A 25,948-nucleotide genomic window follows, 5' to 3' on the forward strand; every position below is an offset into this window, starting at 1 on the left:
AGAGTAGTTGAGAAAAAATGAAATGGGAGATGAGACGATAGTGAAATGGAGAATGGGTCTATTAATCATGTTTTTATTGGCATTTTTAATAGATACAGATGAAACAAAGGCTTCCTCAAAGCACGATATCGTGGAGCCGGTCCAAACGTATACATATGAAGAAATGGTAGCGGATATAAAGCAACTTCAAGCAACCTACCCGGAAGTTGTCCGTTATAAAGTGATCGGACAAAGCGAATACGGCAGGAATATTTATGCCGTGGGACTCGGTAATGGGAAAGAATCGGTATACATAGATGGCTCTCACCACGCGAGAGAATGGTTGACCACCAACCTTAATATGTACATGATCAATAAATACGCTCAATTTTATCAGCTCCACTATAACCTGGATCAATACAATGTAAGAGACACATTGAACAAAACGACCATTTGGTTCGTACCTATGGTGAATCCTGATGGAGTGACCCTTCAGCAGAAAGGTCTTTCTGCTTTCCCTCAATCGTCACATGCGTATTTGACCCAAATCAATGATGGCAGCACCAACTTCAAACGCTGGAAAGCCAATGCCAAAGGGGTGGATTTAAACCGCCAATATGATGCTGATTGGGAAAACATTAAGTACAATACCGGAAGACCTGCTTATAAGAACTACAAAGGGACAGCACCGGAACAAGCCAGGGAAACAAAAGCGGTTGTGAATTTTGTACGCAGTATTGACCCTGAAATTGCTGTCACCTATCATACAGCTGGAAAGATCATTTACTGGAACTTCCACCAGGATGAGTATTTTTCAAGGGATCAGTCCTATGCCCTTCAACTAAACAGTATGACGGGATATTCTTTAGTACAGCCTACTCCCAACCCATCTGGCGGAGGCTTATCGGATTGGTTCGTCATTGCATTCGACCGTCCCGGCTTTACTGTAGAAATCGGAAACTACCCAGGTGAAACGAATGTTCCTATTTCTGAATTTAATCAGACATGGAAAGAAAATCGCCTCGTGGGACTCTACATCGCCCAGCAAGGATACAAGCTTTCCCAAAAAGGATCTGAAAATAAGCACGTTGAAGTATCAGTCAACATCAATGGAGAAGAAATGAATTTCGATCAGCCTGCTGTATTAATGAATTACCGTACGATGGTACCTGTGCGTGGGGTATTTGAAAAAGTAGGCGCCTCCCTCACATGGAACAACACAACCAAGACAGCTGTCATCAAAAAGGATGATACAGTTGTTTCAATGACCGTTGGAAAAAGCACCGCAACCGTAAACGGGGTAAGTAAGACTCTTGACGCCCCGGCGACGATCATTAACTCACGCACCATGATTCCATTGAGATTTGTCGGTGAAGCGATAGGTGCAACGATTAAATGGGATTCTGCCTCCCGTACAGCTTATATCTCCACTTCGGACCAAGCTGAGGAACCGGAAACACCAGAAGAACCTACATCTAATGAAGAAACAATCGTAAGTTTGAAGAAGGATGATCAATTAATGAGCATTCAACCAGAAGCACGCATCCAGGACGGGACGACCATCGCACCGATTACAGACTTACTAAAAGATTACAATGCTCACTATGAGTGGGAAGGAAAGTCCTTACATGTATCATTCGAAGGACATGAATTGAACGTATCCAAAGACAGCGCTCAGGTAGTCGTCAATGGAGAGTCCATCACTCTACCGACCAACGTGAATATAATAGAAGGAAACACCATGATTCCAGTATCACTCATCTCCCCTCTTCTACAATGGGATTTGACATGGGACGGGGCGAATAAAACATTAGTGATCAACACACTAAGTAATGAAGCAGAAGCACCTGCACCGGAAGGAAACGATACTGCGGAAGAACCGGTAACCGAAACAAACGATGAGGACTCTTCAACGGAAGAACCATCTGACGCACAACCTGAAACTACCGACCAGGAGATGCAGCAATCTTCCACATCAACAGAAGAAGTGAACCCTGAAGAAGCACAAGACGAACAAGAGACACAAAATGTTCCTGCCGATGATCAGGAAGGTTTAACGCAAGAAGGAACTGAAGCTAGTACATCGGTAGAATAATATAATCAATCATTATAATAAGACTGGGATAAATGTGTTCTAGTCAAAGAAAAATCCGAACGAATTTAACTTCGTTCGGATTTTTTCATTGGCTGCTTTCGTAAACATTGTGGTTTTTTGATGTGCAAATTGTCTTTAAGTAGTACAAGAGGTCCTCGCTTGCAGTTCTAATCTATATATCTATTTCCAAACGTATGTTAAAAAAATTGCTTATAATTCAATCTAAGAATGTTACTTTTCTTATATGAACCTTTTAGCTCTGTCACCAAAAACTTCTTTAGAGGGGGAAGGGTACTGCGTAGACTCCTACGGAAAACGGGCGAGCCGAGACCCCGGAAGCGAACTGTGCTGAGGAGGCTCGGCCGAACGTCCGTGGAAAGCGAAGCAGTACCCTTCCCCCTCTGGCACATCCTCAATGACAGAGCATTTGATACGCCCCTTTCACAACTTACACAATATTTGTTACATAATGTTGGAAAATAATAGATTATGTAGAATTTTTCTACCACTTTTACATTAATTTTGGTAGATTAGAAGTAAGTTATATAATTGGGAGGAATAAACAAATAATGAAACGTTTATCAGCAATATTTCTAGTTGTTATCATGTTCTTTTCATTAGTATCTCCGAATGTTTCAAATGCCGCAGACGACATTACGGGACATTATTTCGAAAGGGATATGAGAGTTCTGATTGAGAAAGATATTTTAGGAGGATACGGGCCAGGGGAATTTTTACCTGACCGCCATGTCACTCGGGCTGAATTCGCAACGTTTGTCGTTAGGGCACTGGATCTTAATACGATCACGACTGCCGAGGTTTCCATAGCACAGGTGTCGGAAGCGACTCAATTTACAGATGTCGCACCTACTGATTGGTATTATTCTGCTGTCATTGCTGCAAGTAATAACAATCTTGTCGGAGGATACAGCGACGGATCCTTCAAACCGAACAAATATATCTCCCGTCAGGAAATGGCGGCTATGATCATGAGGGCCATGACTGCCAAAGGGGTCCTGTCTGAAAAAGAACCATTGGAATTTATGGACACGGATCAAATTAACCCTATTTTCATTGATTCGATTTCACGTCTTCTCTACCTGGATGTTATGGCTGGTAAAAAGGATAGTGCAGGCAATGTTTCATTCGCTCCTAAGAGCAATACAACACGTGGGGAAACAGCTGCTGTCATCAACCGTATGCTGAAGATCGTATATCCTCCTCAGAACCTGGAGTATAAAGTAGCCGCCATATCCAAAGGAATGGATCCCATCATCGTAAGAGAATTCGATAGCTTCGATGCTGCGAAAGAAAAAGCACGTGACGATCAAGTCGTCCTGCACGGTAACAATATCGTATGGATCCCTAATGGTATTGCCGTTTCTAATAAATATACCGTTGTGTACACAGATACAAGCTTTAAAGCCAATCATACGTATGTCACATCAGGTGTGGAAATGAAATACTTTGATGCAGGAGATAACTGGGTAAAGGTGAAAGTGGCAGATGTCACTGGATTTGTAAAACCGGAAACGGTCAACCTGACACCCCTTAACTTAGTGGAAGATCGTTCGTATTACCAAGCTGTGGGAGGAAACTTGATTCACCAGATCTATAACCCGATCACGAAAGAACGGGCATCCTATACATATGGTAAAGCTCCCTCATTCATGAAAGCCGGAGAAAAGTATTACAGCTGGGATGGAGATGAATTCTATCTTTCAACTGGAGCCTATGCCGGAAAGGCATTTCAATATTTTAATAGAATGCCGTTATATACGAAGAGCAGCTACACAGGGGAGCAACTTGATGCTTTCCTCAAGCAAGCACGCCCCGATAGCTTATTGATCGGCACAGGCTCTGCATTCAAGAAAGCAGAAGAACAGTATGGGACGAACGCCCTTTACTTCTTGGCCCATGCCATATTGGAAAGTAATTGGGGTACAAGCCGAATTGCCAAGGATAAGAATAACTTATTCGGGATAGGAGCAGTGGACAGCGATCCATACGGTAGCGCATGGACGTACGACAGCTACGAGCAGGGAATCCTGGATGCAGCCTCTAAATTCATCGTTCCAGGGTATTTCAATGAAAAGGATTGGCGCTTTGAAGGGGAACACCTCGGAAATAAAGGCTCGGGCATGAACGTACGTTATGCTTCCGATGCTTATTGGGGACAAAAGATCTCCGGCTTGATGTATCAGATGGATCAATATATCAGTAAGCAATATGGTATTCCTGGCGAGATGAATAAGTATAATATCGCAGAGACGATTACAACGAGTGTCAACGTTCGTAATATGCCAACTGTATCAGGGTCCTCCGTTCTCTACCAGATTCCTGATGAAGGAGTAACCCTAGCGGTGAAGAAAGAATTCTCTGATTCTGGAATGTGGTATCAGATCGAACCTAAGAATGTCATGGGTAAAAATTATCCACAAGCCTTCGCATACAGTCACGGATACCCTGCATACGGGACAAGCCTCGAGCTTATGCCGCTTGCAAAATAATTGTAATAATTGAAGGGGGACAACAACTATTTGTTGTTCCCCTTTTGTGTTATATTATTTAAAGCGTAATTGGATAGCGAACTATAAAGGAGAAAAAATGATGAATAACTATGTAAATATTTTAGGTATCCCATTTATCCATACAGACCAACCATCATTCGTCACGACGCTTACGAATCATATAGAAGCAAAAGACAAAGTATTTGTGATTACGGCCAACCCTGAAATCGTCATGAAAGCCCAAGAGGATGAGAGTTTTATGGCTCTTACAAAGGAAGCAACCTATGTCACTGCTGATGGCATTGGAGTAGTGAAAGCCGCTCAACTCCTAAACGAACCCCTCCCTGGCCGGGTGACCGGCTACGATACGATGGTCGGCTTGTTAGAAAAAGCGAATGAGCGCAGCTACAAAATATTTTTATTAGGGGCAAAAGCCGACACTTTGACTAAGGCTTGCGAAAACATCAACAAGGACTATCCCAACATTCAAATCGTCGGTAAACAAGACGGATATTTTGACTGGAATCAAAATGATATTGCAGAAAGAATCCAGTCTGCTACCCCTGACATGGTATTTGTCGCATTGGGCGTACCCCGTCAAGAAAAGTGGATTTCTGAAAATATCGACTCCTTTTCGTCAGGAGTGTTCATGGGTGTCGGAGGAAGCTTTGATGTTATAGCCGGCACGGTTGAACGGGCACCTGAAATCTGGCAGAAAATGAACATGGAATGGTTTTATCGTCTCATGAAGCAGCCAAGCAGATGGAGAAGAATGCTTGCCCTTCCGAAGTTTGCTCTCGTTATAATGAAGAAAAAGGTTACGAAATCATAATGAGTAAATCGACATTCATCAAGAGTACCTTTATCTTATCGATCGCGACCCTTCTCTCGAAAGTATTGGGTAGTGTATTCCGTATTCCTTTACAAAATATTGCCGGCGATGAAGTGCTTGGTATATTCAGCCTGGTCTACCCTGTTTATATGGTTGCCCTGATTCTGTCCGTAGCCGGCATCCCTATTGCCATTTCAAAGCTCATCGCAGAAGCAAGGGCTGAAAAAAAGGAAGACAACATCAAGGACATTTATGTGTCAGCAAGTATCCTCGCGCTGATGTTCGGAGTCATCAGTTTCTTATTGATATGGATGTTTTCCCATCAAATCGCAGATGTTCTGGGCGGATCCGCGACGAGGATATCATTGATCGTCGTATCCACGACCTTGTTAATAGCCCCTTACATGGCTGTATATAGAGGGTTCTTCCAAGGGTTTGAAGATATGAAGCCGACTGCTTTTTCCCAGGTGATCGAACAGTTCATCCGTGTGGCCTTCATACTGGTTGCTGCATACTACCTTGTATCAAAAGGCTTCTCGGATGAAAGTGTAGCTGGAGGAGTCATGGTCGGATCTTCCATCGGAGCGCTTGTTTCCCTTATTTATCTGAGAATCCGATTCAATCGATTCAAAGCGACAAACAAGCTTCCTTCGTCACCCTACACGTATTCGACATTCAAGAAGTGGGGTAAGCGTATCCTGCACATTTCAATCCCGATATGCATTGGGGCCATCACGATGGCATTATTGAATTTCATTGATTCGATCACTATCCCATTTGCCCTGAAAAGCGCCGGTAATGACCAGGGGGAAATCAACTATTTATACGGTATTTATGGACGTGGACTGGCACTTGTACAAATTGCTACTGTGTTTGCCACTTCCATCGTCCTTCCCCTTATCCCACTGATCACAAGCAAAATGGCGGCGGGACAATTAGAAGAAACGAAAAGTGTGATCGAACGTACACACCGGATCACCCACTTATTATCGTGGCCGGCAGCATTCGGGCTTCTCGCCCTGACCTTACCGCTCAACCTTGCCCTTTTCACGGATTTGGAAGGAAGCCTCGTACTTGCCATCATTGGCTTCAGTTCTGTCTTCACTTCATTGACGGTTCTCGGGACCGGTATCCTCCAAGGGATGAACCTGGCAAAAAAGGCGGCATATATCATTGTTTTTGGAGTGATCATCAAAACGATCGTCAACATTGTCCTGATCCAACAATTTGAGTTGACCGGAGCAGCCGTTTCAACATTGATCGTGTATATCGTGTTATTTCTATTAAATAGTGTGTTTATACAGAAGCAAAGCCCATTTAAATGGGCAACGAAACAAACCTTTATCGTCATTGGATCTTCCTTGATCATGGGGGCCATCATCGGCCTGCCTACCCTGCTCTTCTCCCTCTCAAGTTGGACAAGGCTACAAGCATTAGTATACGCAGGTGGAGCCGCTGTGGTAGGGGCAATAATATTCTTTGCATTAATCGTACTATTAAAAGGAATTTCTAAACAAGAATTGACAACACTACCTGTAATAGGGAAACTTGTACGCTAAAGATGAAATTTGAAAGGATGGCACATACATGACAAGGAACAAATGGCTATGGGGAGTACTGCTTGTATTAATAGCAGCTACCTCTTGGGGCTTGATTCAAAGGATGACAACAGAGCTTTCCAACAATCAATACGAGACCATTATCCCTTATGATGAAATTACGAAGCTCGAGCGGGAAGACCTATCCGGGGATATTACGACGGATATGGCTTTAAAGGAGTTAAAAGACGGCGGTCTGGATGCGGTAAGCATTGAGCCCGATACATTGTCCAACTTAGAAGATAATGAGATTCTAAACATCATGGATAAAGATAAGATTGAAAATGTCCTTTATTTCCTAGGGTCTTCCGAAGCTCTCCCTGAAGAAGAAGGAATTTATCTCACACCTCCGAATGAGGAGTATTATGATCAATTAATTAAAGATCACTTTGATCCGAAAATATTAAACATCAATGATCAGACCCTTTACTTTATAGAAGGGACAGAGAAAATCGATGATTTGCCATTAGGGTACAATCTCGATACAATCGACAAACTAAAAAAATCAGGTTTTAACGTCGTATTACGGGTAGCCAACCAGGAACCGGACCTAAATCCTTCTTTAGTGGAAGACCTTTTGAAGATTAAGGATAAGGGTGCTGATGCCATCCTGTTTACCGGGAATGAAACGATTGGCTATAGTAAAGATAAAGATTCCGCTGAGAAGATTAAAACGTACACCAAGAAATTGACAGCTGCAGGTTACTCATTCTATACAATTGAATTCTCAGATCAAAAGGGAATGCAGTCTGTAGCCCGTTCATCTGATTATTCAATCATCAGGCTTCACAGCTTAAACCTCAATAATACGAAGACATATGAAGAAAACGTAGATCAACTTGTACGGGCTGTAAAGGAACGGAATATGCGTGCCTTATTCCTTCGCCTTCCTCATGAAGACAGTAAATCGAATCTTGACTACACGGTCCGACTGTTAAAGGATACCGAGAAAGAAATGCCTTCCCTTTTCAAATCAGGGGACGCCACACCTTTTTCGACCATCCAAGTACCACTATGGCTGACGTTGGGGCTATTGATCAGTGCTACCCTGTTTATCTATATTGCCGTATCTCATCTACTGACTCATAAGCTGGCTTTAGTGGCTACTGCAGGAATGGGCGTGATGACACTTGGGTATTTAGCTACACAAAAATTACTGATCCTTCAGGCAGTCGCACTGGGAGTGGCAGTGATCACACCGATATTTGCCGCCATTCCAAATGAAAAGACGTTAGTAGAAAAGAAATCAATCATCACTCAATATGCCAAGGCTGTTGGAATCAGCTTCATTGGTATTATACTGGTGATCGGTCTATTGAACGGAAATGAATTCTTAACTAAGATTGAAGTGTTTAAAGGGGTTAAACTGGTTTATATCCTGCCTATTCTATATATGACCGTTTATGCGTTCTGGGGCAATATCAGGAACCTTCTTAAAACAAATGTAGTTTACTGGCACACCATTGTCATAGCTCTTGCCAGCATGACGATCATGTACTATATCATTCGTTCGGGTAATCAAGGATCGGTTTCTTCCATTGAGTTATTGATTAGGCAGAAACTTGAGGATCTGTTATATGCAAGACCTCGTACAAAAGAATTCCTGATAGGTTTCCCTTTCTACGTTTTATCGATCTACTTACTGATTCGAAAGCAAGAGTGGGCAAAATTCCTGTTGATCCCGGGAGTGATCGGATTCCTATCGATCATGAATACGTTCACTCATTTACACATCCCTGTTTACATTTCTGTCCTTAGAACATTCTATAGCGTTGTACTGGGATTGATCATCGGTTATATTCTGATCTACCTATTCAATATCGCCAAGAAATATTTTCTTAAAGCCGTAAACGGGAGGTTTCAATAATGCATGTCGTACTATCAGGGTATTATGGCTTTCATAATGTTGGGGATGAGGCCATTCTATTCTCCATTATCCAGGCATTAAAATCTCATAAGCCGGACATTGAGATTACAGTGCTATCCAATGACCCGGAGTATACGGAGAAGACCTATTCCGTCGAAGCCATCAACCGTTGGGATGTGAAAGCGATCTTCTCCCTGATGAGAAAAGCTGATGGACTGATTAGCGGTGGAGGCAGCCTGCTTCAGGACATTACAGGGATGAAATCAATCCCTTATTACACAGGTATCATCAAGATTGCCCAGACGTTGAACAAGCCTGTATTCGTATATGCACAAGGCATGGGGCCAATCACGAAGCCAATCAACAAATGGATCACCAAATCCATCATGAATAAAGTGACTTACTTATCCGTCAGGGATGAAGATTCCAGGAATCTTCTGGAAGAAATCGGCGTGAAAAATGAAATCAGCCTGGTCCCGGATCCGGTCATGGGGCTTGCCGCTGATACATTCAGCAATACATGGGTACAAAAGCAAAACTTCGAGCGTCCCTTCATTTCCGTTTCTGTAAGGGATTGGCCTTCAGATGTTGATTACAAAGCGAAGATTGCCGGAGCACTTGATGATCTGAGCCGTTCAGGATATGACATCGTATTCATCCCTATGCACGGGGAACATGATGATCACACCTCTAAAGAAATCGCCGGAATGATGCAAGAGAAAAGTGAGATCGCTCCATACGATGCTGAGATTCAAGAGAAGATCTCGATCATCGGTCAATCAGAACTTCTCGTAGGGATGAGGCTTCATGCCCTTATCTTTTCAGCTATCAGCCATACTCCCTTTGTCGCGCTGTCGTATGATCCAAAAATTGATGCGTTCTCAGGGATATGCTCCCAGCCCGTCGCTGGCCATGTAACCGAGGACAACTGGGGATCACAAGATGTTACACGAAAAGTGAATGCGTTACTTGAAGATAAGACTCGTACAGTTCATGATTTACAACAGAAGGTCTCCCCCCTTCAAACGGCTGCTGTTCATACAGCCGAAACGGTTATCAGAAGGCTTTCTTAATAGAGGAAAGACAGGCTTACTTTCGCATGTTTAAGAAAGTAAGCTTGTTTTTTTGTTTTATGTTGTAAATATTTGTAGAAATTATTACAATAGAAGAGCAAGATTGTTAAACAATTGAGAACAAAATCTACTATGTATCTTTAACATCCTTGTGATATAATCCATCTTGTTGTTACTAATAATCGTAAACTATTTATTTTTACAGGAAAAACATCCCAAGGAGGATCTTCATGCTGTATTTAACTTTGTTTATCTGTTTTATCAGCTCCATTCTTTTGACTCCGCTTGTAAAGAAGTTCGCCATCATGATCGGAGCCACAGATAAACCCAATTATCGTAAAGTTCATCAAAAAATCATGCCTCGTTTAGGAGGCTTAGCCATATTCTTGAGTTTCCTGGTCGGTTATATTATTTGGCAGCCAACCAATCCAGTCGCCTTCCCTATTCTTGTCGGTGCATTCATTATCATCATTACCGGAGCGCTGGATGATAAGTACGAACTTTCAGCCAAGACTAAGCTTCTCGGACAGATCTCCGCTGCTTTGGTAGTCGTACTTTGGGGAGGAGCAACTGTTGATTTCATCAACCTTCCATTCGGCGGATTGCTTGAATTCGGGTATCTCAGCATCCCCCTTACGATTCTATGGATTGTCGGCGTAACGAATGCTATTAATCTTATAGACGGTCTGGACGGCCTTGCTGCAGGTGTTTCTTCCATAGCGCTGATTACCATTTCCGGAATGGCGATTGTCATGGGAGATATGTTTGTTGCAGCCCTCGCTTCCATCGTTCTTGCAAGTACGTTAGGCTTCCTGCTTTATAACTTCCACCCTGCCAAGATTTTCATGGGGGATACAGGGGCATTGTTCCTGGGATACATCATTTCAGTAGTCGCCCTGCTTGGTTTCAAGAACATCACAGTCGTATCACTGATCATCCCAGTCATCATTCTGGGTGTACCGATTTCAGATACGCTGTTCGCCATCGTCAGAAGACTATATAATAAGCAGCCTTTGTCTGCACCGGATAAATCTCATTTACACCACTGCCTGTTACGTATCGGATTCTCACACAGACAGACGGTCATCGTCATCTATACGATCGCTGCTATGTTCGGACTGACTGCTTTCATCTTCTCTATGTCTACTCTATGGGGAGCACTGATGGTATTAGCGATCATGTTCCTCGCGATTGAAGTATTCGTTGAGATTGTTGGTCTGGTTAGTCAGGATTACCGTCCAATTTTGAATTTTGTGCGTGGAAGACGATAATAATAGATAGATATTTTCATAGAGAAACCCCGTAAGCATATATGCTTACGGGGTTTCTCTATGTGCTAATAAACGTATAAAAATCCTGTTGTCCGTACAAATTCTGCTTCTTTGGTAGAACCATCTTTCAAGTGTACATCAAAATAGTAAGTTTCTTTTGATTCATCATATCTTTGAAAATCAATCGTATCGATATCATAAATAGTGACATGGTTCTTAATATATCGTTTTGCTACTTCTTTTGAAATATCCAGCGGTCTCTCTTCAAAGGACCAGGTTTGATATTCTTCCATCTTCCACTTCCCGTTGTCATTCACAAGCGTAATTTTAGCTATATGACCGTTCTCCATTTCATTGTCAGGGGACACGGTCTCTATTACGATTTGATCTGCCGTATGCTCGAGTACCTGATAACGCAGATCAAAGGCCAAAGGAATATCAAATAGAATATGGTCACAATTCGTACATGATTTTTCATAATATTTCTTTAAACTGCTGTCTGCTATTGAAGGCATAGCGTATTGAAGAAGGTCATCTCTAATCACTGAATAAGCAGGTCTCTCAGGTTTGATTTTCTTGTAGTACTGAATGACACCATCAATTTTCACCTGTGTTTCAGAGAGAAGATTTTGAAGCTGACCATCATTATACTCTTCAACAGGAATCTTGTTGTGTGCCCTGTCCAAGAAGGCAGCTAATTCCTGTCTCTTGATTGCTATTCCAGGAGAGAATGTGCTATCAGAAGTCCCCCCTGTAATCCCATTTTCCACAAGTGCTCCTATGTACGGTGCATACCAGGCATCTTGTTTCACATCCTCAAAATGTGAGATATGATCCGTTGTCAGTTCATAGCCGTAACTGAGTGCTATGATCTTGGCCATCTCTGCCCGTGTCAGCGTTCCTTTCGGCTTAATCGTGTGATCTGAATAACCTTCCAAATACCCCTCTTTTATCATAGCCGCGATTGGATTGTAGTACCAGGCAGCCGTATCTAAATCTTTAAATTCATAATTTGGGACATCATACAAATCTAAACCAACTACGTGACTGACCATCTTAGCCGCTTCTCCACGTGTTACTGTGTTTGACGGTTTAAAGTACGTCTCACCATTATAATACCCGTCAACGGCCTGTTTAGCGAATAAGCTATAAATAGCCTCATAATAGTAGTGACTAGGTGGGACATCCTTGAATACTTGAACAGAACTTGCCGCCTTAGAGTATCCAGGCAGGATGGAGCCTGCGATAATAAGGACGGACAAAATCGTGAATACTTTCAACAATTTTTTCAATCGACTAACCTCCCAGTAAAATAATTGAAACTTATAGTAATTTTAACATTGTTTCCAACTTTATAAATTTCCATTTCAAGGAAATTATATTCCCTATCAACTTCTTATACTACCCGCTCAACACCTACAATAGGTAAGATTTTCATAGTTTTCAAAAAAAGAAGAGGAGAATGATCGATTTTATGGTATAGTAAACGTGAGATTATTACATATTTTTACCTTATTGGCCTTTATATACAATTTTTTTAACGAAAAAGGGGGAAAATCTGTGAAAAAGACAATCTTTGCAGCAACTACTACCGCTCTCCTATCTACTGCCTTTGTAACAGCCGCTTCAGCTGATACTCATCGTGTAGGGCCCGGAGATTCTTTATGGTCAATTTCAAAAAAGTATAATGTACAGATTGCCGATTTGAAACAGTGGAATGGATTAGAAAAAGACCTCATCTACCCAAATCAAACGTTAAAAGTCCTATCCTCACCAGCAAAGACTAAAACGCCTGCACCTGTGCAAGCTCCAAAAACCACTCCTTCACCTAAAGTTAAAGAGTATAAAGTAAAGTCTGGGGATACGTTAAGTGGCATTGCCCAAAAGCATTCTATTAAACTAAAAGATTTATTGGAATGGAATCCAGGCAGTTCCGGCCTTATCTATCCAGGACAAACCATAAAATTAGGCAGCCCTGCAAAGGCTCCTGTTGAGAATGTACCAAAAGCCACCAAGCCCGCGATCCCTTCATCAACACCATCTGATAAATATGTGGTGAAATCCGGAGACACGTTGTCTGCCATAAGTGTTCGATTAAACGTAAGTGTAAACGAACTTAAAGAGTGGAATGAGTTATCGAGTGATAAGATCTATGTTGGGCAACAGCTTAAGGTTAAAGCAGCGGTTAACCACTCAAATCCAACTCCATTGCCAGTACCTCCCACGGAAAACGCGATCGCTTCGAGTGTGATGGATAACGCTAAATCCCTTCTCGGTACACCATACCTATGGGGAGGAAAGACCATTGATGGCTTCGATTGTAGTGGATTCATTTATTATGTATACAACCAATCAGGAAAATCCATCAATCGCTACTCCAGTGAAGGCTATTACAATCGTTCATTCTATGTAAATACCCCTCAAGTTGGGGATCTGGTCTTTTTCGAAAATACATATAAAAAAGGGATATCACATCTCGGTATTTATGCGGGAGACAACCAATTTATTCACGCCAGTGATTTTGGTGTAACCATTACGAGTTTAAGTGACCCTTATTGGGCTTCAAAGTTTGACGGATTTAAGAGATTTTATTGATTTGTAGATTTCCAGAGCTGAAGTAAAAGGAAGCTCTGGATTTTTTATATCTCATTTACGACAGGACTTTTATCCTTATTTACTTTTTTTCACAATAATCACTTTACGTTGCAAAAATGTTACATTTATACTTTTATAAGGATAATATAGGGAGGTTATTTTTTGAAAAAAGTTATTACATTACTGACTGCAGGGTTTGTCCTGGGAGGTTCTTCATTCGTCTCACCTGAAGCAAGTGCGGCTTCTTTAAGCGATATTGAAAGTTCTTATGCAAAAAAAGAAATTCAGGCGTTAGTAGATTCTGAGATAATAAACGGCTATGAAAACGGCACATTCAAACCAAAAGGTACCGTTTCAAGGGCGGAATTTGCAAAGATGCTTGCTTTGGCATTGGAACTGCCGGAAAACAAACAAGAAGGATCTGCATTTGCTGATGTACCCGACTGGGCTTCTCCTTATGTCGGTGCCCTTATGGAGGAAGGTGTCATTAAAGGGATTTCCGATGATGAGTTCGGTGCTGACCTGCCGATTGAAAGGCAGGATATTACGGTAATGATGATTCGTGCACTTGGATTGGAAGACTTTTCGCGTTTTATAGGCCTATATCCTGAATTTAAGGATGAAAACGAGATGGCTGATTATGCCTTTCATAAAGTTGGATGGGCTCATTATATTGGTTTAACAGAAGGATACCAGGGATTTTTCAGACCTTTGGAATCAGCACAAAGACAAGAGGCAGCGAGATGGATTTATGAAATAGCATTCAACAAAGAGATGTATGAAAGAAATGCTAAGGAAATAGCGATCAATCGCGCCTTTTATAGCCAAGCAGAAGAATTCAAATGGATCGATAATGAAACGGTGGAAATCACTTTTTCAATAATGGATAAAAAGGTCTACCATTTGCCAGAGTTGATGGAAAGGGTAAATCTTTCATTGGAGTACGACTTCTATTTAAGTAAACTTGAAGGGAAAGAGTGGGTTCAATACAGTCAATTGGAAAAAGAAGCTATAATTACGAAAGTCATCGACTATTGGAAAACAGATTATGATTACATTGATCTAGTCGGTAATGAAGACGAGCTGAAAAAGGCACTAATGTCTGTTGTCGACGCTCATTATGAACGTGATGAAGAATATATCTTATATGATGATGTCGTTGACGTCATGACAGATTACGCAAGGAAGAACGGATATATTGAGTTTCAAGAGATCCCGGACGGTTTTCAGATTCCTTCATTACTTTATTAAATCCGACTGAGAGAATTGGATTTATCTACTAAAATATGAATGTAAAAGGTTGGTAGAATCCAATAAATATGGTACGATCAATATGGAAATTTATTGTAAAAATTATAAGGTGGAAAGGCTGATTCTTTAGTGAAGATAATCGGAAAGGGTTTACTTATGTCAGGTGTATTGATTGGGGCTATGACTCTGTCAAACTATGACCACGCTTCGGCAAGTACAACGATTGAACAGTCATGTAAATACACACCCGTTAAAGGGGAAAATCCAGATTACAGTACAATGAACTGTTTGCTTACTGAAACGGCACTCGCTTACGACGTTCCACCGGAGATCGTCAAAGCCATCGCCGAGAAAGAAAACGGAAATTGGAAGCACTTCGATGAAGAAGGAAATCCTATTGTAACGGATGACAACGGGATCGGAGTCATGCAGATCACAAATCAAGTCGGTTACAATGAAGATCTATTGAAGTCAGATATCCCGTATAACATTAAAGCAGGGGTTGAAATCCTCGATAAAATGTTTGAACGAAATGATTTGCCTGTCATCAACAATGGCGAACGTGATGTGCTGGAGAATTGGTACTTCGCCATCATGGCCTATAACGGAATCAAACCTGAGAATAGTCCACTCGTCCAAAAGACTGGCGAAGTAAATGACACCGCCTATCAGGAATTGGTGATCAAGCAATTGGAAGAGCTGTCACTCCTTAAGTTAGTGGACCTCCCTTTTTCTGTGAATGATTTCGATTATGATCCGGATAGTACGGAAAATATCGTCTTTCTGAAAAAGCACTATCAGGTAAATACACCATTGACCAAGTCAAAACACTACTTCAAGGAAGATCAGTATCTTTCAACAACTGCTGAGGTCAATCTTAGAACACGTCCGACAACCGACAGCCCCTCTTTAGGTCAACTGGCCAAAGGTGAAAAGCTCATGGTGGAAGGTCCTTTTGAATATGAAGAAAACACTGGGAAAAAGAATCACTTCGTTTGGTATCCGGTGAAAACAATGAATGGAACCGTTGGATATGTAGCATCCAGTTACCTTGAGTCTACCTTTAAAGATGTTCCACGTAATCACTACGCATATGAAGAAATTAACTTTCTTGCTGATAAGGACATTCTTTACGGAGTTGGGCAAGGGAATTTTGGTCTGGAGCAAGAGCTGACAAGGTGGCAGGCTGTACTGTTATTGACACGTGCCAATAACGTTTCTTTGGAAAACCGGCCAAACCCTGGATTTGAGGATGTTCCGACCGATTATCAATACTATAGTGCAATAGCAGCTGCCGTTGATGAAGGAATGTTCAACGGGGTCTCGCCGACTAAATTCAATCCGGATGCTACCCTGACTAGAAGAGAAATGGCCGTAGTACTGGACAATATCTATTCATTTCCTGAAGCCACTTCCCCTCATCCATTTACGGATGTAAAAGATGGTTACTGGTTCTCAGATCCCATTGCCCGCTTATATGCGGACGGTATCTCAGATGGGGTGACAGCAACTAAATTCGGTCCACTCAAACCTGTGACACGTGAACAATTCGCTGTTTTCCTTGCCCGTTCAATCAGTGACGAATTTAAAACAAATTAAGGGGCATTTTAAGAAGAAGTGATGGTTGATCACGTCACTTCTTCTTTATTTTACAAAAGCTTTATTCACCTTAATTTCCATGGTTAACCAATGACATAAAGAGGTATACATGTTACTATGAGCAGGTCAAAAAATAGAAATTTGGTGATAAAGTGAATAAACAGTTGACGAAAAGAAGAAGTCTGGATGAGATACAATTAGCAAGGGCTTTTGCCATCATTGCTGTATTGATCGTACACTCTTCTTCATCCGGTGTCACAAATTTACCTCCGGATACAAGCTTGTTTCCGATTTATAATTTTTTGAACATCGCAGGTAAATTAGGTACCCCTACATTTATCATGCTGAGCAGTTTCGTTCTCTTTTACAATTATTATCCGAGACAAATAACCGGAACGCTCATAAAGAAATTTTATCAAAAGAGGATCAAGTTCATCCTCATCCCTTATATATTATTTTCAGCTCTTTACTTCGGCATTAAATGGTATATCTATTATGATTACCCGACGCTCATGGATGCATTCTCGAAATTCATTTATTTATTGGCACTGGGTAAAGCCCATCCACATCTATATTTTGTGTTTATCAGTGTTCAATTGTATATCCTGTTCCCGGTGTTGCTGATTCTGTTCAAACGGTTCACCTTTTTAAGAAGGAATGCTCTTTGGATCGGTCTTCTCATTCAATGGGTTTGGGTTTATTTGAATAAAAACTATTTCGGTATAACATTAAAGGGATCTATTTCTCTTTCCTACATGTCCTTTTACTTCGTCGGTGCCTACCTGGGTATCTATTATGAAGAAATCCGGGCAAATATGAAAAACAGATCCTATAAGGACAAAATTCTGCTTCCGATCTTTATTGCCTATGGCGCGTTGGTTATCCTCTATACGGGTTATATGTATTTAGTGAGGATCAACGTGTATGGGACAGTGGCAGAACATCTGCCTCAGTTTGTTAACCGTTACCTGGCTGAATTTACGTGGGCCACTCACGCGTTACTCGCTGGATTGGTACTATTTTATCTTTCTCATCTGGCAAATAAGAGATTTTCTAGCAACGTTAAAACATTCTTCATGGAAATCGGGGCGACATCCTTTGGGATCTACCTGATTCACCCTATGATTCTCATGGCGTTAAGGGCCTACCTTCCGACTGGAAGCCCGTTATATTATACTGCATGGCAAATCGCGGCATTTTTCATTATGGCCTTTATCAGCTGGGCCATCGTAAGATTCACCTTTACGTATGTTCCACATTATTGGATCATTTTCGGAAAGCTGCCTGAACGTCAGAGATTTAAGAAAGTCGTTCATCAAGAACAACAAGCTAATTAATACGGATATTCATTACCCTGGTTTTTCAACCAGGGTCTTTTTTGTGTCTAAAGATGAATTATTTTCTATTAAATTACCAATTTACGGTTCTTAACTAACTTTATTGTGATATAATTCAAAGGAAATATTTTGAAACCACAATATACACAAGGAGTTTTTTTGATGGAGTTTGCAAAAAGAAGTTTAGCAGTAACCATTATCGTTTTCTTACTATCAGCCCTCGGATCTGTATCGATTCCAGAAGGGGCATCTGCCGCATCTGGAAAACTATATAAGAGAAACAACATCAATGTAGTCATTGATGGAGAAAAGCTTACAACCGACTCATCCATCTATATTCAGGATGGTCGCATATTGGTTCCCATGAGGGAATTATTTGAAAGCATGAATGCAGATGTTTATTGGAATAAGAAAGACTTAGAAGTAACTTCTATCAAGAACGGGAAAAAAGTCGTCCTTAAAATCGGGGACCACAATGCTTATATCGATGGAAGCAAGGTTTCCCTTGATGTCCCTGCCATTCTTAAAGACTATCATACATACGTCCCACTAAGGTTTGTTGGGGAATCTTTCAATGGTAAGGTAGGCTGGGACTCTAAGAAACAAGAGGTTTCTGTGGAAACTGGACACCAGGAGACAGGAAACCAGGAAACGTTCACCCTGCATATGAATAATAAAAGAGTGACCATGGATACACCTCCTATTATCAAGGACGGTAGAATGTATATGTCTTCTTACTATTTTCTAGAGAATCTTGATCACACGGATTCCCTTTGGAAAGATAAAGAGACGTTTGAGATTTTAATAGATGGTCTCAGCTTTATCTTTAAGGACGAAGAAGGGACCATCCTGGTTGATAATGAAGAAGTCTCTACTGATTTAAAACCATTTGTAGTGAATGGACAAATGTACCTGCCTGTCCACTTTATTGTGAACTCTTTAGGTGGAAACCTGAAGTATAAACGCAGCACTCAAGAATTGTATGTGTACTTAAATCGATATATCTTCAATAGTGAGTTTCTTGAGAAAAGGGAAGAATTGATGGGACGACCTCAGCTTGTTCCAAGCGCATCTCTTGTCGGTGACCGCCGTATCATGGTCAGTGATAACCCTGAGCGTTTGACTCCTTCGGTTGTATCACCAGCTGGCGCGACCCTTGCCCAAGATACAATTAACGAACAAATGACTTCGAAGAAACACCGCGTTTTCGGATGGAATGTCAATGGCATGGGAGGGACAATCAAGGTTGGAATCACGATTGAAAATCTCTCAACGGACCAACCGTTAACAGTGGAAAATGCCAGAGGTTACTCACGCGAGAGCAATAACGGATGGATTAATTATGATGTTGGATTGCCTATGGCAGACGCAATGTTAAATGACAAGTTATCACCATCTCTTAATCAATCAGTCACGATACAACCTGGAGAAACACTTCTCGTTGATGAATACTCATTAGATAACGGGTATATTCTAGGCTTTGTCGAAGACTTTACTATTAAGTCGCAGACTCATGCAAATTACACCATCAGGACCGTGATGGGACAGGAATCGGATGATTTAACCCAGAACCATTCTAATGCCGTTCCGGTCAATTTTGACGCCCAGCATCCAAGGGGTGTATGGAACTCTTCTGAACTGGAGGCTACACTTCCTGCCTATTCAGTCGGTTCGGATGAAGTAAGCTACAGCCTTTCAAACGGGAAGACAGACCATCTTCTTAACAGTGAAGCCACTCTGGATAATGCATCAAACGGGATACCGAATCCGGGACATTTTGGTATGAAATATAATGTGAAAGTGCCTGTCATGAATCAAACCGGGCAAACGAAGAAAATCCGCATCCGTGCTGCCGGACGTGGTGGTGCCTACAGTGGGGCTGTCAAAGTCGATGGGAAAGTCCATCTGATCCCAACCCTGCAGCCAGCCACAGATACCGTAACGATACTGGAAAAAGAAATAAGCAGCGGACAAGAACAAATCCAAATCGAACTCATCCATGCGGGAGGCTCTGCATTGCCGGTAGCCTTGTATGTGGATACGGTCGAATAATATGGGAGGGACGGACCTTTGCTAAAGGTCCGTCCCTCTTTATATATGTGGTGGAAAATGCATCATTTCGTGAACGCATTAAAAACACCCTGATATGCTTTAGCTTATCAGGGTTTTAACAATTATTATTTAATTAATCTGTATAGGAATAAACTAAACTGCTCACGAGTCAACGAATTCTTAGGACGATACGTTTTATCAGGGAACCCATTTGTAATATCATTTGCCACTAATGCAGAAATAGAAAAATAACCGAAATTTTTTGTAGTGACATCTGTAAACGCCATATTCGCTTCGCCTGTCAGGTTAAATCCTCTATCCAATATGACGGCCATTTCTTCCCTCGTCAATAAACCTTCGGGATCAAATATGCCATTCCCCTTTCCTTGCATTAACCCTGCGTTCACAACGGTTGCTATGACATCATAATACTTATAATCCTCCGGAACATCTTCGAAGGTGACAGGTGACACATCCGCCTTCACGTTCAGGGATCGGATTAATAGGATGGCTGCTTCTGCCCTCGATAACGTCTTAAGCGGCTTGAATGTGCCATCATTATATCCTTTTATCAATCCTTGATCAGTTAAATAACTAATTTCAGTGAAATATTTATAGTCACTTGGAATATCTGAGAATTGGGTAGCTTCTTCTTCGACTGTAACGGGAATCTCTTGAGTGGCATTTCCGTATTTCACTTTAATGGTACCTTTACCAGATTTGGTAGCTTTAAACGTCATACCTTCCACCACTCCTACATCAGAAGTGATTTGTACCTTAGATGGATCGAACGTCAAAGGGTTATAATATTGATCGACTAGATTACTAACTTTGATATCTGCCGTTGTTCCCACTTTAATACCATCTGTTTTCGACAGTACTGCCTTGAAGTGTGCTGGTACTCCCACAGGAGCTGTACTGATGACCTGAAGTGTAGTGGAAACCGCGCGCTCCCATCCATCGGAAGGACGATTGATCAAAGTGGCATATTCTGTGCCAGGCTTTCGGGCAAGCATCGTAGTAGAACCGCCACCATCCAGGTTAAGCGCTTTATGGAAGCCCATCTTTACGAGATAGTTGGCGAACTCATTTAATGTCATACCGCTGCTGTATCCCGCTTGCCTTCCATCAACTGTGATCATATAGACTTTCGTCCCTGTCTTATCAGTGGCAATCGCCGTACGCGGAGCCCTTTCTTGTGCCCGCGGATTAGTAGGACTCATATCCATTACATTTGTTCCGTTGCTCACTAGATACGGACCACCGGCTAACATAAACTGAGAATCCATCCATTTGCTCTCGATTCCAATGTTTAGCTCGACATTTTCACCGATTTTCATTTTTTCTAAAATGGCGCGCTTGTCTCCATGTGCGGATAATACAAGACCATCCGCTGGGATCTTAGGCTTTTTTGTATCTCCAAAAGCCCTGATTCCACTCACCGTGGCTGTTACATGATCACCAAATGATAGATTCGTATTTTTTGAAGCGTTGGATAAGATAACCTCGACCCCATATTGATTCGTATCTGAATATCCATCTTTATATTCCGGGGTATAGATGATCAACTCGTCTGCTTCACGAATTTTATTTAAATTATCAACCTCATAAGTTTGTTGACCATGTTTCAAATTCAACTGTAATTGATATCGGTCAATAAGGGCTTTCCCATATTTATCAATACCGAACGCAATCGGTTTGTTGACATAGTGGTCCGTCCCGAAAGTGGAAAGCCCGATATTCACGATTTCATTCTCGTACGAAATCAAATACAGCGGAACTTTACTACCATAATCAAAAAAAGAACCGTTAACAGCACCCACGACCCTTTTGCCTTCTTTGACTGTTTTCAAAGCTTGACTCGAAGTCGAGGCAAACGTACTCAGCGGATTCGGGTAGGTAAGGTTCAACTCTGTGTACGGATCCCCTAAATTCACTTCAATCTGTCGAATCGTTTGAGGTTTTGAATTGACTGTATCTCCGATTTCTGTGTATACACCACCCTGTGAAACAGGGAATTGTTCTCTCATACCAGCTTGTACAGCTGTAACCGGTACTAGTCCAATGATTAATAACGTCACTACTACTTTGATTAATTTCTTATGTAACACTTTCTTTCCCCCATAAATGTCTATAATTATTTGTGTAATGGGTTAAGAGGAGGCAATACGATCCTACAATTCTTTTATTCTCAAAAACTCATTTCTGCTGAAATAAATCCATCTAGAAAATAAACTAAAACGTATATTCTTCAATTCCTAACCCTATCATCATACTGACGGCCGCATCCATAGATAGTAAAACCAAATATTATGGTTTCCTACTTTCGTCCATTAAAGCTCCCAGTCTTTCACAACTATAGACTTTGAAGCCATTTTTCCCGATACTAAAGAATGATCAGTCACCAACAGGACAAATGAACGATCCTTTCACTTGTCAATTACCATAAACCCCCTTACCATTTTTATATAATTATAGTATATATGTAATAATATTGTAACGTTAATGGTAATGTTTACCTTATGTGTTTTTATATGGAGGGAAGAAATAAGAACTATGGTTCATAAGTAGGGGATTTCACCAACCTTCTGTTTGAAAGATTGGAACACATATGCATTTAATAGTTTTCCAACTTTTTATGATGAAATAGATTTAATACCTTATCTAATTTCTGGCTACTCTCAATGGACTTCGATGATGAAAGACCGTATATATTGACTGTTTTCATCATACGCTGACGGTATTTTTCTACTGTTACATAGGCTATGTTCATTTTCATTTTGTTTAATCACCTCTTTTATCCATTTTAGTATTTTTTTACTATAATTGTAATAGTGAAATTGAATTTTCAATTAAGAAAACTGGAAAAAAGGACTATGCCATCATTGATGATGAGATAGAGCTACATTAGTCGAATGATTTGAAAAAAGAGCCAAGGGACCTGTCCCCGTGGCTTTTTAGATCAAATTCAGGAAAAACCTTGAAAATGATAGTCTTTATTTATTCTTCTTTGTTTGGTATGTTTACTCACGTTGCTTGGGATTCCTTTACTCATGCGAATGGTTATATGGTAATGCAATTCCCTTCAACATTTGCAAACACCTATAACATCTTTGGATACGCCATTCCTTTGTATAAGGTTTTGCAGCATGGTAGTACATTCATTGGAATCCTTTCGATCATTGGTTATATGTTCCTCAGGGCTTTGTCACAGAAAAGAACAAACACTAATGTCCTTACGGGACAAAAGATCATGTTTTGGTCTTCTCTATTTCTATCAACACTATTGTTTGTATTCCTATGGTATCTAATCGACTATGTTCCAGTGCTGAGCTATGGATTTATGGTCGTAAGAATAATAGATTCTTTTTTGATTAGTTTATTATTAGTGTCTATACTATTAAAATTCAATCCTATGAGTAGCTGGAAATGAACCATTTTCACTGCTCATTTATTAGACTGATGGGTTCATAGATAATCCAATTTATGGTTATATATTTTTAGTGATTTTTTATATAAACATACATACACCAACATTAATCAAGGAATTTTAAAACCGAGCCAAGGGACCTGTCCCCCTGGCACGCTCTGGTATCCTATTTCCTTCATCATCCACATATAGTAAAGTAAGGGTGGAAAAAAGGAAAAAAGGGGAATTTTTATGAAGAAGTTTATTTCTTTGACGTATTTATTTGGAATAACGTTTGTTTTGGCAAGTGTTCTTTATTTTTTTGCTTCTAACTGGCAGATGTTTTCCCGGTTGGAGAAGGTGTCTTTAGGAGCATGTCTTATTTTACTATTCTACGGAACTGGTTTTCTGGTGGATAGAGCTTTAAAGGGGAAGCATTTTCTTTCTAATTGGCTCATGCTGAGCGGAGCCATTGCCTTCGGGTTGTCTGTCGCGTTACTTGGACAGCTGTATAATTCGCATGCGGATAGTTATTTATTGTTTCTTGTTTGGTCTATTCCAGCTTTACTGTTCAGTTTATACACCCGATACAGTGGATTTTATGTCTTGACCCATGTATTGATCCATTTGACCATTTATTTTTATCTATTGCCGGGTTCTCCGTTTACACATTGGTCGCTTACGCATACATTGGTTGCGTTTGGAGTAGCAATCTTAAACACGCTATTATTCCTGGTTATTAGGAAAGGATGGGTCGTTTCAAAACCTTTAATGTATCTAAGCCTGGTCTCTGCCAACATACTGTTTGTGGTGACAGCATTTTTCAATGAGTATGCTGCATTCTTTTCTCTATTTTATGTAGTGATTTTAGGCATTGGAGTGTATCGATTCTTTAACAGAAACACATCCATTTTCGTCGTACTTTCAATATCCGGAACTGGATTTGTTATTCTCAAAATGTTTGAATTCATGATTAAACATCTCAGTAACTTATTTTTTGTAGGACTATTAATGGCGGCAATACTGTTATTAGCGGGAAGCGTTCTCCTTGTCCATTATATGCGGAAGTTTTCGTCCTCCCTTCATTGGTCAAAGACTATTTTCATTGCAAGCGTCACGACCATAGCATCCGTATTTATTGTAGCGGCGGTTTTTGGTCTGTTTTCACTCACAACTATGAGTGTATCCATGATCACCTTATTTATCTTTGCGACGGCTTTGCTGGTTGTTCCAAGTACACTGACCAACTGGCCATCACCGGTAAGATATTCACTCATCATGACGGGCATCATCATCGGGATGATTACAAGTGTTGTGGATGATTTTTCTTTTGTCATGTTTTTGGTTTTGGCCTTTGTTTACTTTTTTGAAAAACATGTTGTTGGAAGAATCGCATTATATTCGCTCTTCCAGTTGAATATAGGAATCTTTATGTGGCAGACACTGAATACGGATACTCCTTACATTCTTGGACTGTTAACAATTATTAATCTCGTGGTATTCATAGCGGTTTATAAAAGAAACACCCTTCAATACGGAGCGTTTCTCATTGGTTTCTTTGCCTTTTTTATCATGACGATCTTAGACTTGTCGTTTACCGTCCACATTCTTTATACGGCGCTTTTCTTTCTGGTTTCAACCGGTTGCGTATACTATTTCAAGAAGCAGGACCAAGCGTTCTATTGGGTCTCATCCCTTATCTTCTGGTTTATGCTCATTGTAGAGCTTTACTACGATTTAGCTTGGAAGCTTATTCATAAATCCTTCCTGCTTCTGGTGCTGGGGATCCTGTTCTTACTCATCGCAGCCTATTGGGATAAAAAGACCGAATCTGACCGTGAATCATACTCCATGCTGAAAGGGAAAAAAGTTGGAATCCTGATCATTATCCTCCTTCAAGGAGCATGGATCGGTTACCAGGTTTATTCAAACGAAACTCTGCTGCAACATGGGGAGACGGTTAAACTGGAGCTCCGCCCTGTCGATCCAAGATCTCTGCTTCAGGGAGATTATGTGGAGTTGAACTACACGATTTCTCAACTTGAAGACTCCTCCATCGATGAAAATGGTCCGATTACCATCGTATTAAGAAAAGATGCTCAAGGGATTCATCAATATGCCGGGATATATAAGTATCAGGAGGAATGGAACACTCCATACGATCCCAAAGAAGGAGATGTTCTCCTAAACGGCAAAGTGACGAAGCCATGGGGCAATGCCAATCAAATCACATACGGAATCGAACACTACTTCATCCCAGAAGGAACCGGACTTGATGTCGAAGGAAAAGCAAAATATGCAGTCGTGAAAGTAAGCGACAAAGGCGATGCGATTTTGGAATCGCTGAAGTAGTGAGCCAGTGAGCCAGGGGGACAGGTCCCTTGGCTTTTTTTGTTTGAGAGCATGCCATGGGGACAGGTACCTTGGCAGATCTGAAAGATCTTGAGCCAAGGGACCTGTCCCCATGGCTCGATTTTCTG

Annotated in this window: 17 protein-coding genes; 14 read left to right on the forward strand and 3 right to left on the reverse strand. The window is 41.0% G+C overall.

From position 1 onward, the window contains the following. Nucleotides 1–40 precede the first annotated feature (40 nt). The 7 genes from ACIGG7_RS17285 to ACIGG7_RS17315 all read left to right on the forward strand — a co-directional run bounded on the left by ACIGG7_RS17285 (nucleotide 41) and on the right by ACIGG7_RS17315 (nucleotide 11,225). Nucleotides 41–2,074: a stalk domain-containing protein gene (locus tag ACIGG7_RS17285; RefSeq protein WP_397550409.1), complete on the forward strand. Its 2,034-nt coding sequence runs from the start codon at nucleotides 41–43 to the stop codon at nucleotides 2,072–2,074. A 569-nt stretch (nucleotides 2,075–2,643) separates the two neighbouring features. Continuing rightward, a complete protein-coding gene (locus tag ACIGG7_RS17290) occupies nucleotides 2,644–4,584 on the forward strand; it encodes an S-layer homology domain-containing protein (protein WP_397550410.1) in 1,941 nt (646 codons plus the stop codon). A gap of 97 nt (nucleotides 4,585–4,681) precedes the next feature. Further along, nucleotides 4,682–5,416 (forward strand): WecB/TagA/CpsF family glycosyltransferase, encoded by a 735-nt coding sequence (locus tag ACIGG7_RS17295; protein WP_397550411.1) that lies wholly within the window; start codon nucleotides 4,682–4,684, stop codon nucleotides 5,414–5,416. Further along, the gene (locus ACIGG7_RS17300) at nucleotides 5,416–6,975 is read left to right on the forward strand and encodes a putative polysaccharide biosynthesis protein (RefSeq protein ID WP_397550412.1); all 1,560 of its coding nucleotides are present in this window, start codon (nucleotides 5,416–5,418) and stop codon (nucleotides 6,973–6,975) included. The genes ACIGG7_RS17295 and ACIGG7_RS17300 overlap by 1 nt, the downstream gene beginning before the upstream one ends. Nucleotides 6,976–7,003: 28 nt before the next feature. Beyond that, the gene (locus ACIGG7_RS17305) at nucleotides 7,004–8,881 is read left to right on the forward strand and encodes a DUF5693 family protein (RefSeq protein WP_397550413.1); all 1,878 of its coding nucleotides are present in this window, start codon (nucleotides 7,004–7,006) and stop codon (nucleotides 8,879–8,881) included. Then, nucleotides 8,881–9,954: a polysaccharide pyruvyl transferase CsaB gene (gene csaB, locus ACIGG7_RS17310; protein ID WP_397550414.1), complete on the forward strand. Its 1,074-nt coding sequence runs from the start codon at nucleotides 8,881–8,883 to the stop codon at nucleotides 9,952–9,954. The genes ACIGG7_RS17305 and csaB overlap by 1 nt, the downstream gene beginning before the upstream one ends. Nucleotides 9,955–10,184: 230 nt before the next feature. Further along, nucleotides 10,185–11,225, forward strand: coding sequence for a glycosyltransferase family 4 protein (locus ACIGG7_RS17315; protein WP_397550415.1), 1,041 nt, complete (start codon nucleotides 10,185–10,187; stop codon nucleotides 11,223–11,225). A gap of 65 nt (nucleotides 11,226–11,290) precedes the next feature. Here the strand turns inward: ACIGG7_RS17315 and ACIGG7_RS17320 are convergent, their stop codons facing one another. Next, the gene (locus ACIGG7_RS17320) at nucleotides 11,291–12,517 is read right to left on the reverse strand and encodes an S-layer homology domain-containing protein (protein WP_397550416.1); all 1,227 of its coding nucleotides are present in this window, start codon (nucleotides 12,515–12,517) and stop codon (nucleotides 11,291–11,293) included. 268 nt (nucleotides 12,518–12,785) lie between these two features. On the opposite strand from ACIGG7_RS17320, the gene ACIGG7_RS17325 reads away from it, so the two are divergent. The 5 genes from ACIGG7_RS17325 (at nucleotide 12,786) to ACIGG7_RS17345 (ending at nucleotide 20,059) form a co-directional block, all read left to right on the forward strand. Continuing rightward, nucleotides 12,786–13,820 (forward strand): C40 family peptidase, encoded by a 1,035-nt coding sequence (locus ACIGG7_RS17325; RefSeq protein WP_397550417.1) that lies wholly within the window; start codon nucleotides 12,786–12,788, stop codon nucleotides 13,818–13,820. A 162-nt stretch (nucleotides 13,821–13,982) separates the two neighbouring features. After that, the gene (locus tag ACIGG7_RS17330) at nucleotides 13,983–15,071 is read left to right on the forward strand and encodes an S-layer homology domain-containing protein (protein ID WP_397550418.1); all 1,089 of its coding nucleotides are present in this window, start codon (nucleotides 13,983–13,985) and stop codon (nucleotides 15,069–15,071) included. Between the two features lie 156 nt (nucleotides 15,072–15,227). Continuing rightward, complete coding sequence (locus ACIGG7_RS17335) at nucleotides 15,228–16,670, forward strand: S-layer homology domain-containing protein (protein WP_397550419.1); 1,443 nt, start codon at nucleotides 15,228–15,230, stop codon at nucleotides 16,668–16,670. A 152-nt stretch (nucleotides 16,671–16,822) separates the two neighbouring features. Beyond that, nucleotides 16,823–18,007 (forward strand): acyltransferase, encoded by a 1,185-nt coding sequence (locus ACIGG7_RS17340; protein ID WP_397550420.1) that lies wholly within the window; start codon nucleotides 16,823–16,825, stop codon nucleotides 18,005–18,007. Nucleotides 18,008–18,169: 162 nt separating this feature from the next. Further along, nucleotides 18,170–20,059, forward strand: a complete 1,890-nt coding sequence (locus tag ACIGG7_RS17345) for a copper amine oxidase N-terminal domain-containing protein (protein ID WP_397550421.1) — start codon at nucleotides 18,170–18,172, stop codon at nucleotides 20,057–20,059. 125 nt (nucleotides 20,060–20,184) lie between these two features. Here ACIGG7_RS17345 and ACIGG7_RS17350 read toward each other — a convergent pair whose 3' ends face one another. Both ACIGG7_RS17350 and ACIGG7_RS17355 read right to left on the reverse strand, forming a co-directional pair. Next, nucleotides 20,185–22,170, reverse strand: a complete 1,986-nt coding sequence (locus ACIGG7_RS17350) for a phosphodiester glycosidase family protein (RefSeq protein ID WP_397550422.1) — start codon at nucleotides 22,168–22,170, stop codon at nucleotides 20,185–20,187. Nucleotides 22,171–22,676: 506 nt separating this feature from the next. After that, nucleotides 22,677–22,838 carry a Spo0E family sporulation regulatory protein-aspartic acid phosphatase gene (locus ACIGG7_RS17355; RefSeq protein WP_397550423.1) on the reverse strand — a complete coding sequence of 54 codons (162 nt, stop codon included), beginning with the start codon at nucleotides 22,836–22,838 and terminating at the stop codon, nucleotides 22,677–22,679. A 141-nt stretch (nucleotides 22,839–22,979) separates the two neighbouring features. Here ACIGG7_RS17355 and ACIGG7_RS17360 point away from each other — a divergent pair, with 141 nt between their 5' ends. Beyond that, complete coding sequence (locus tag ACIGG7_RS17360; RefSeq protein ID WP_397550424.1) at nucleotides 22,980–23,492, forward strand: DUF4184 family protein; 513 nt, start codon at nucleotides 22,980–22,982, stop codon at nucleotides 23,490–23,492. 228 nt (nucleotides 23,493–23,720) lie between these two features. Continuing rightward, nucleotides 23,721–25,820, forward strand: coding sequence for a GDYXXLXY domain-containing protein (locus ACIGG7_RS17365; RefSeq protein WP_397550425.1), 2,100 nt, complete (start codon nucleotides 23,721–23,723; stop codon nucleotides 25,818–25,820). The last annotated feature ends 128 nt before the right edge of the window (nucleotides 25,821–25,948 follow it).

This window comes from Rossellomorea sp. NPDC077527 (assembly GCF_044542955.1).
In the GTDB taxonomy this organism is placed as follows: domain Bacteria; phylum Bacillota; class Bacilli; order Bacillales; family Bacillaceae_B; genus Rossellomorea; species Rossellomorea aquimaris_E.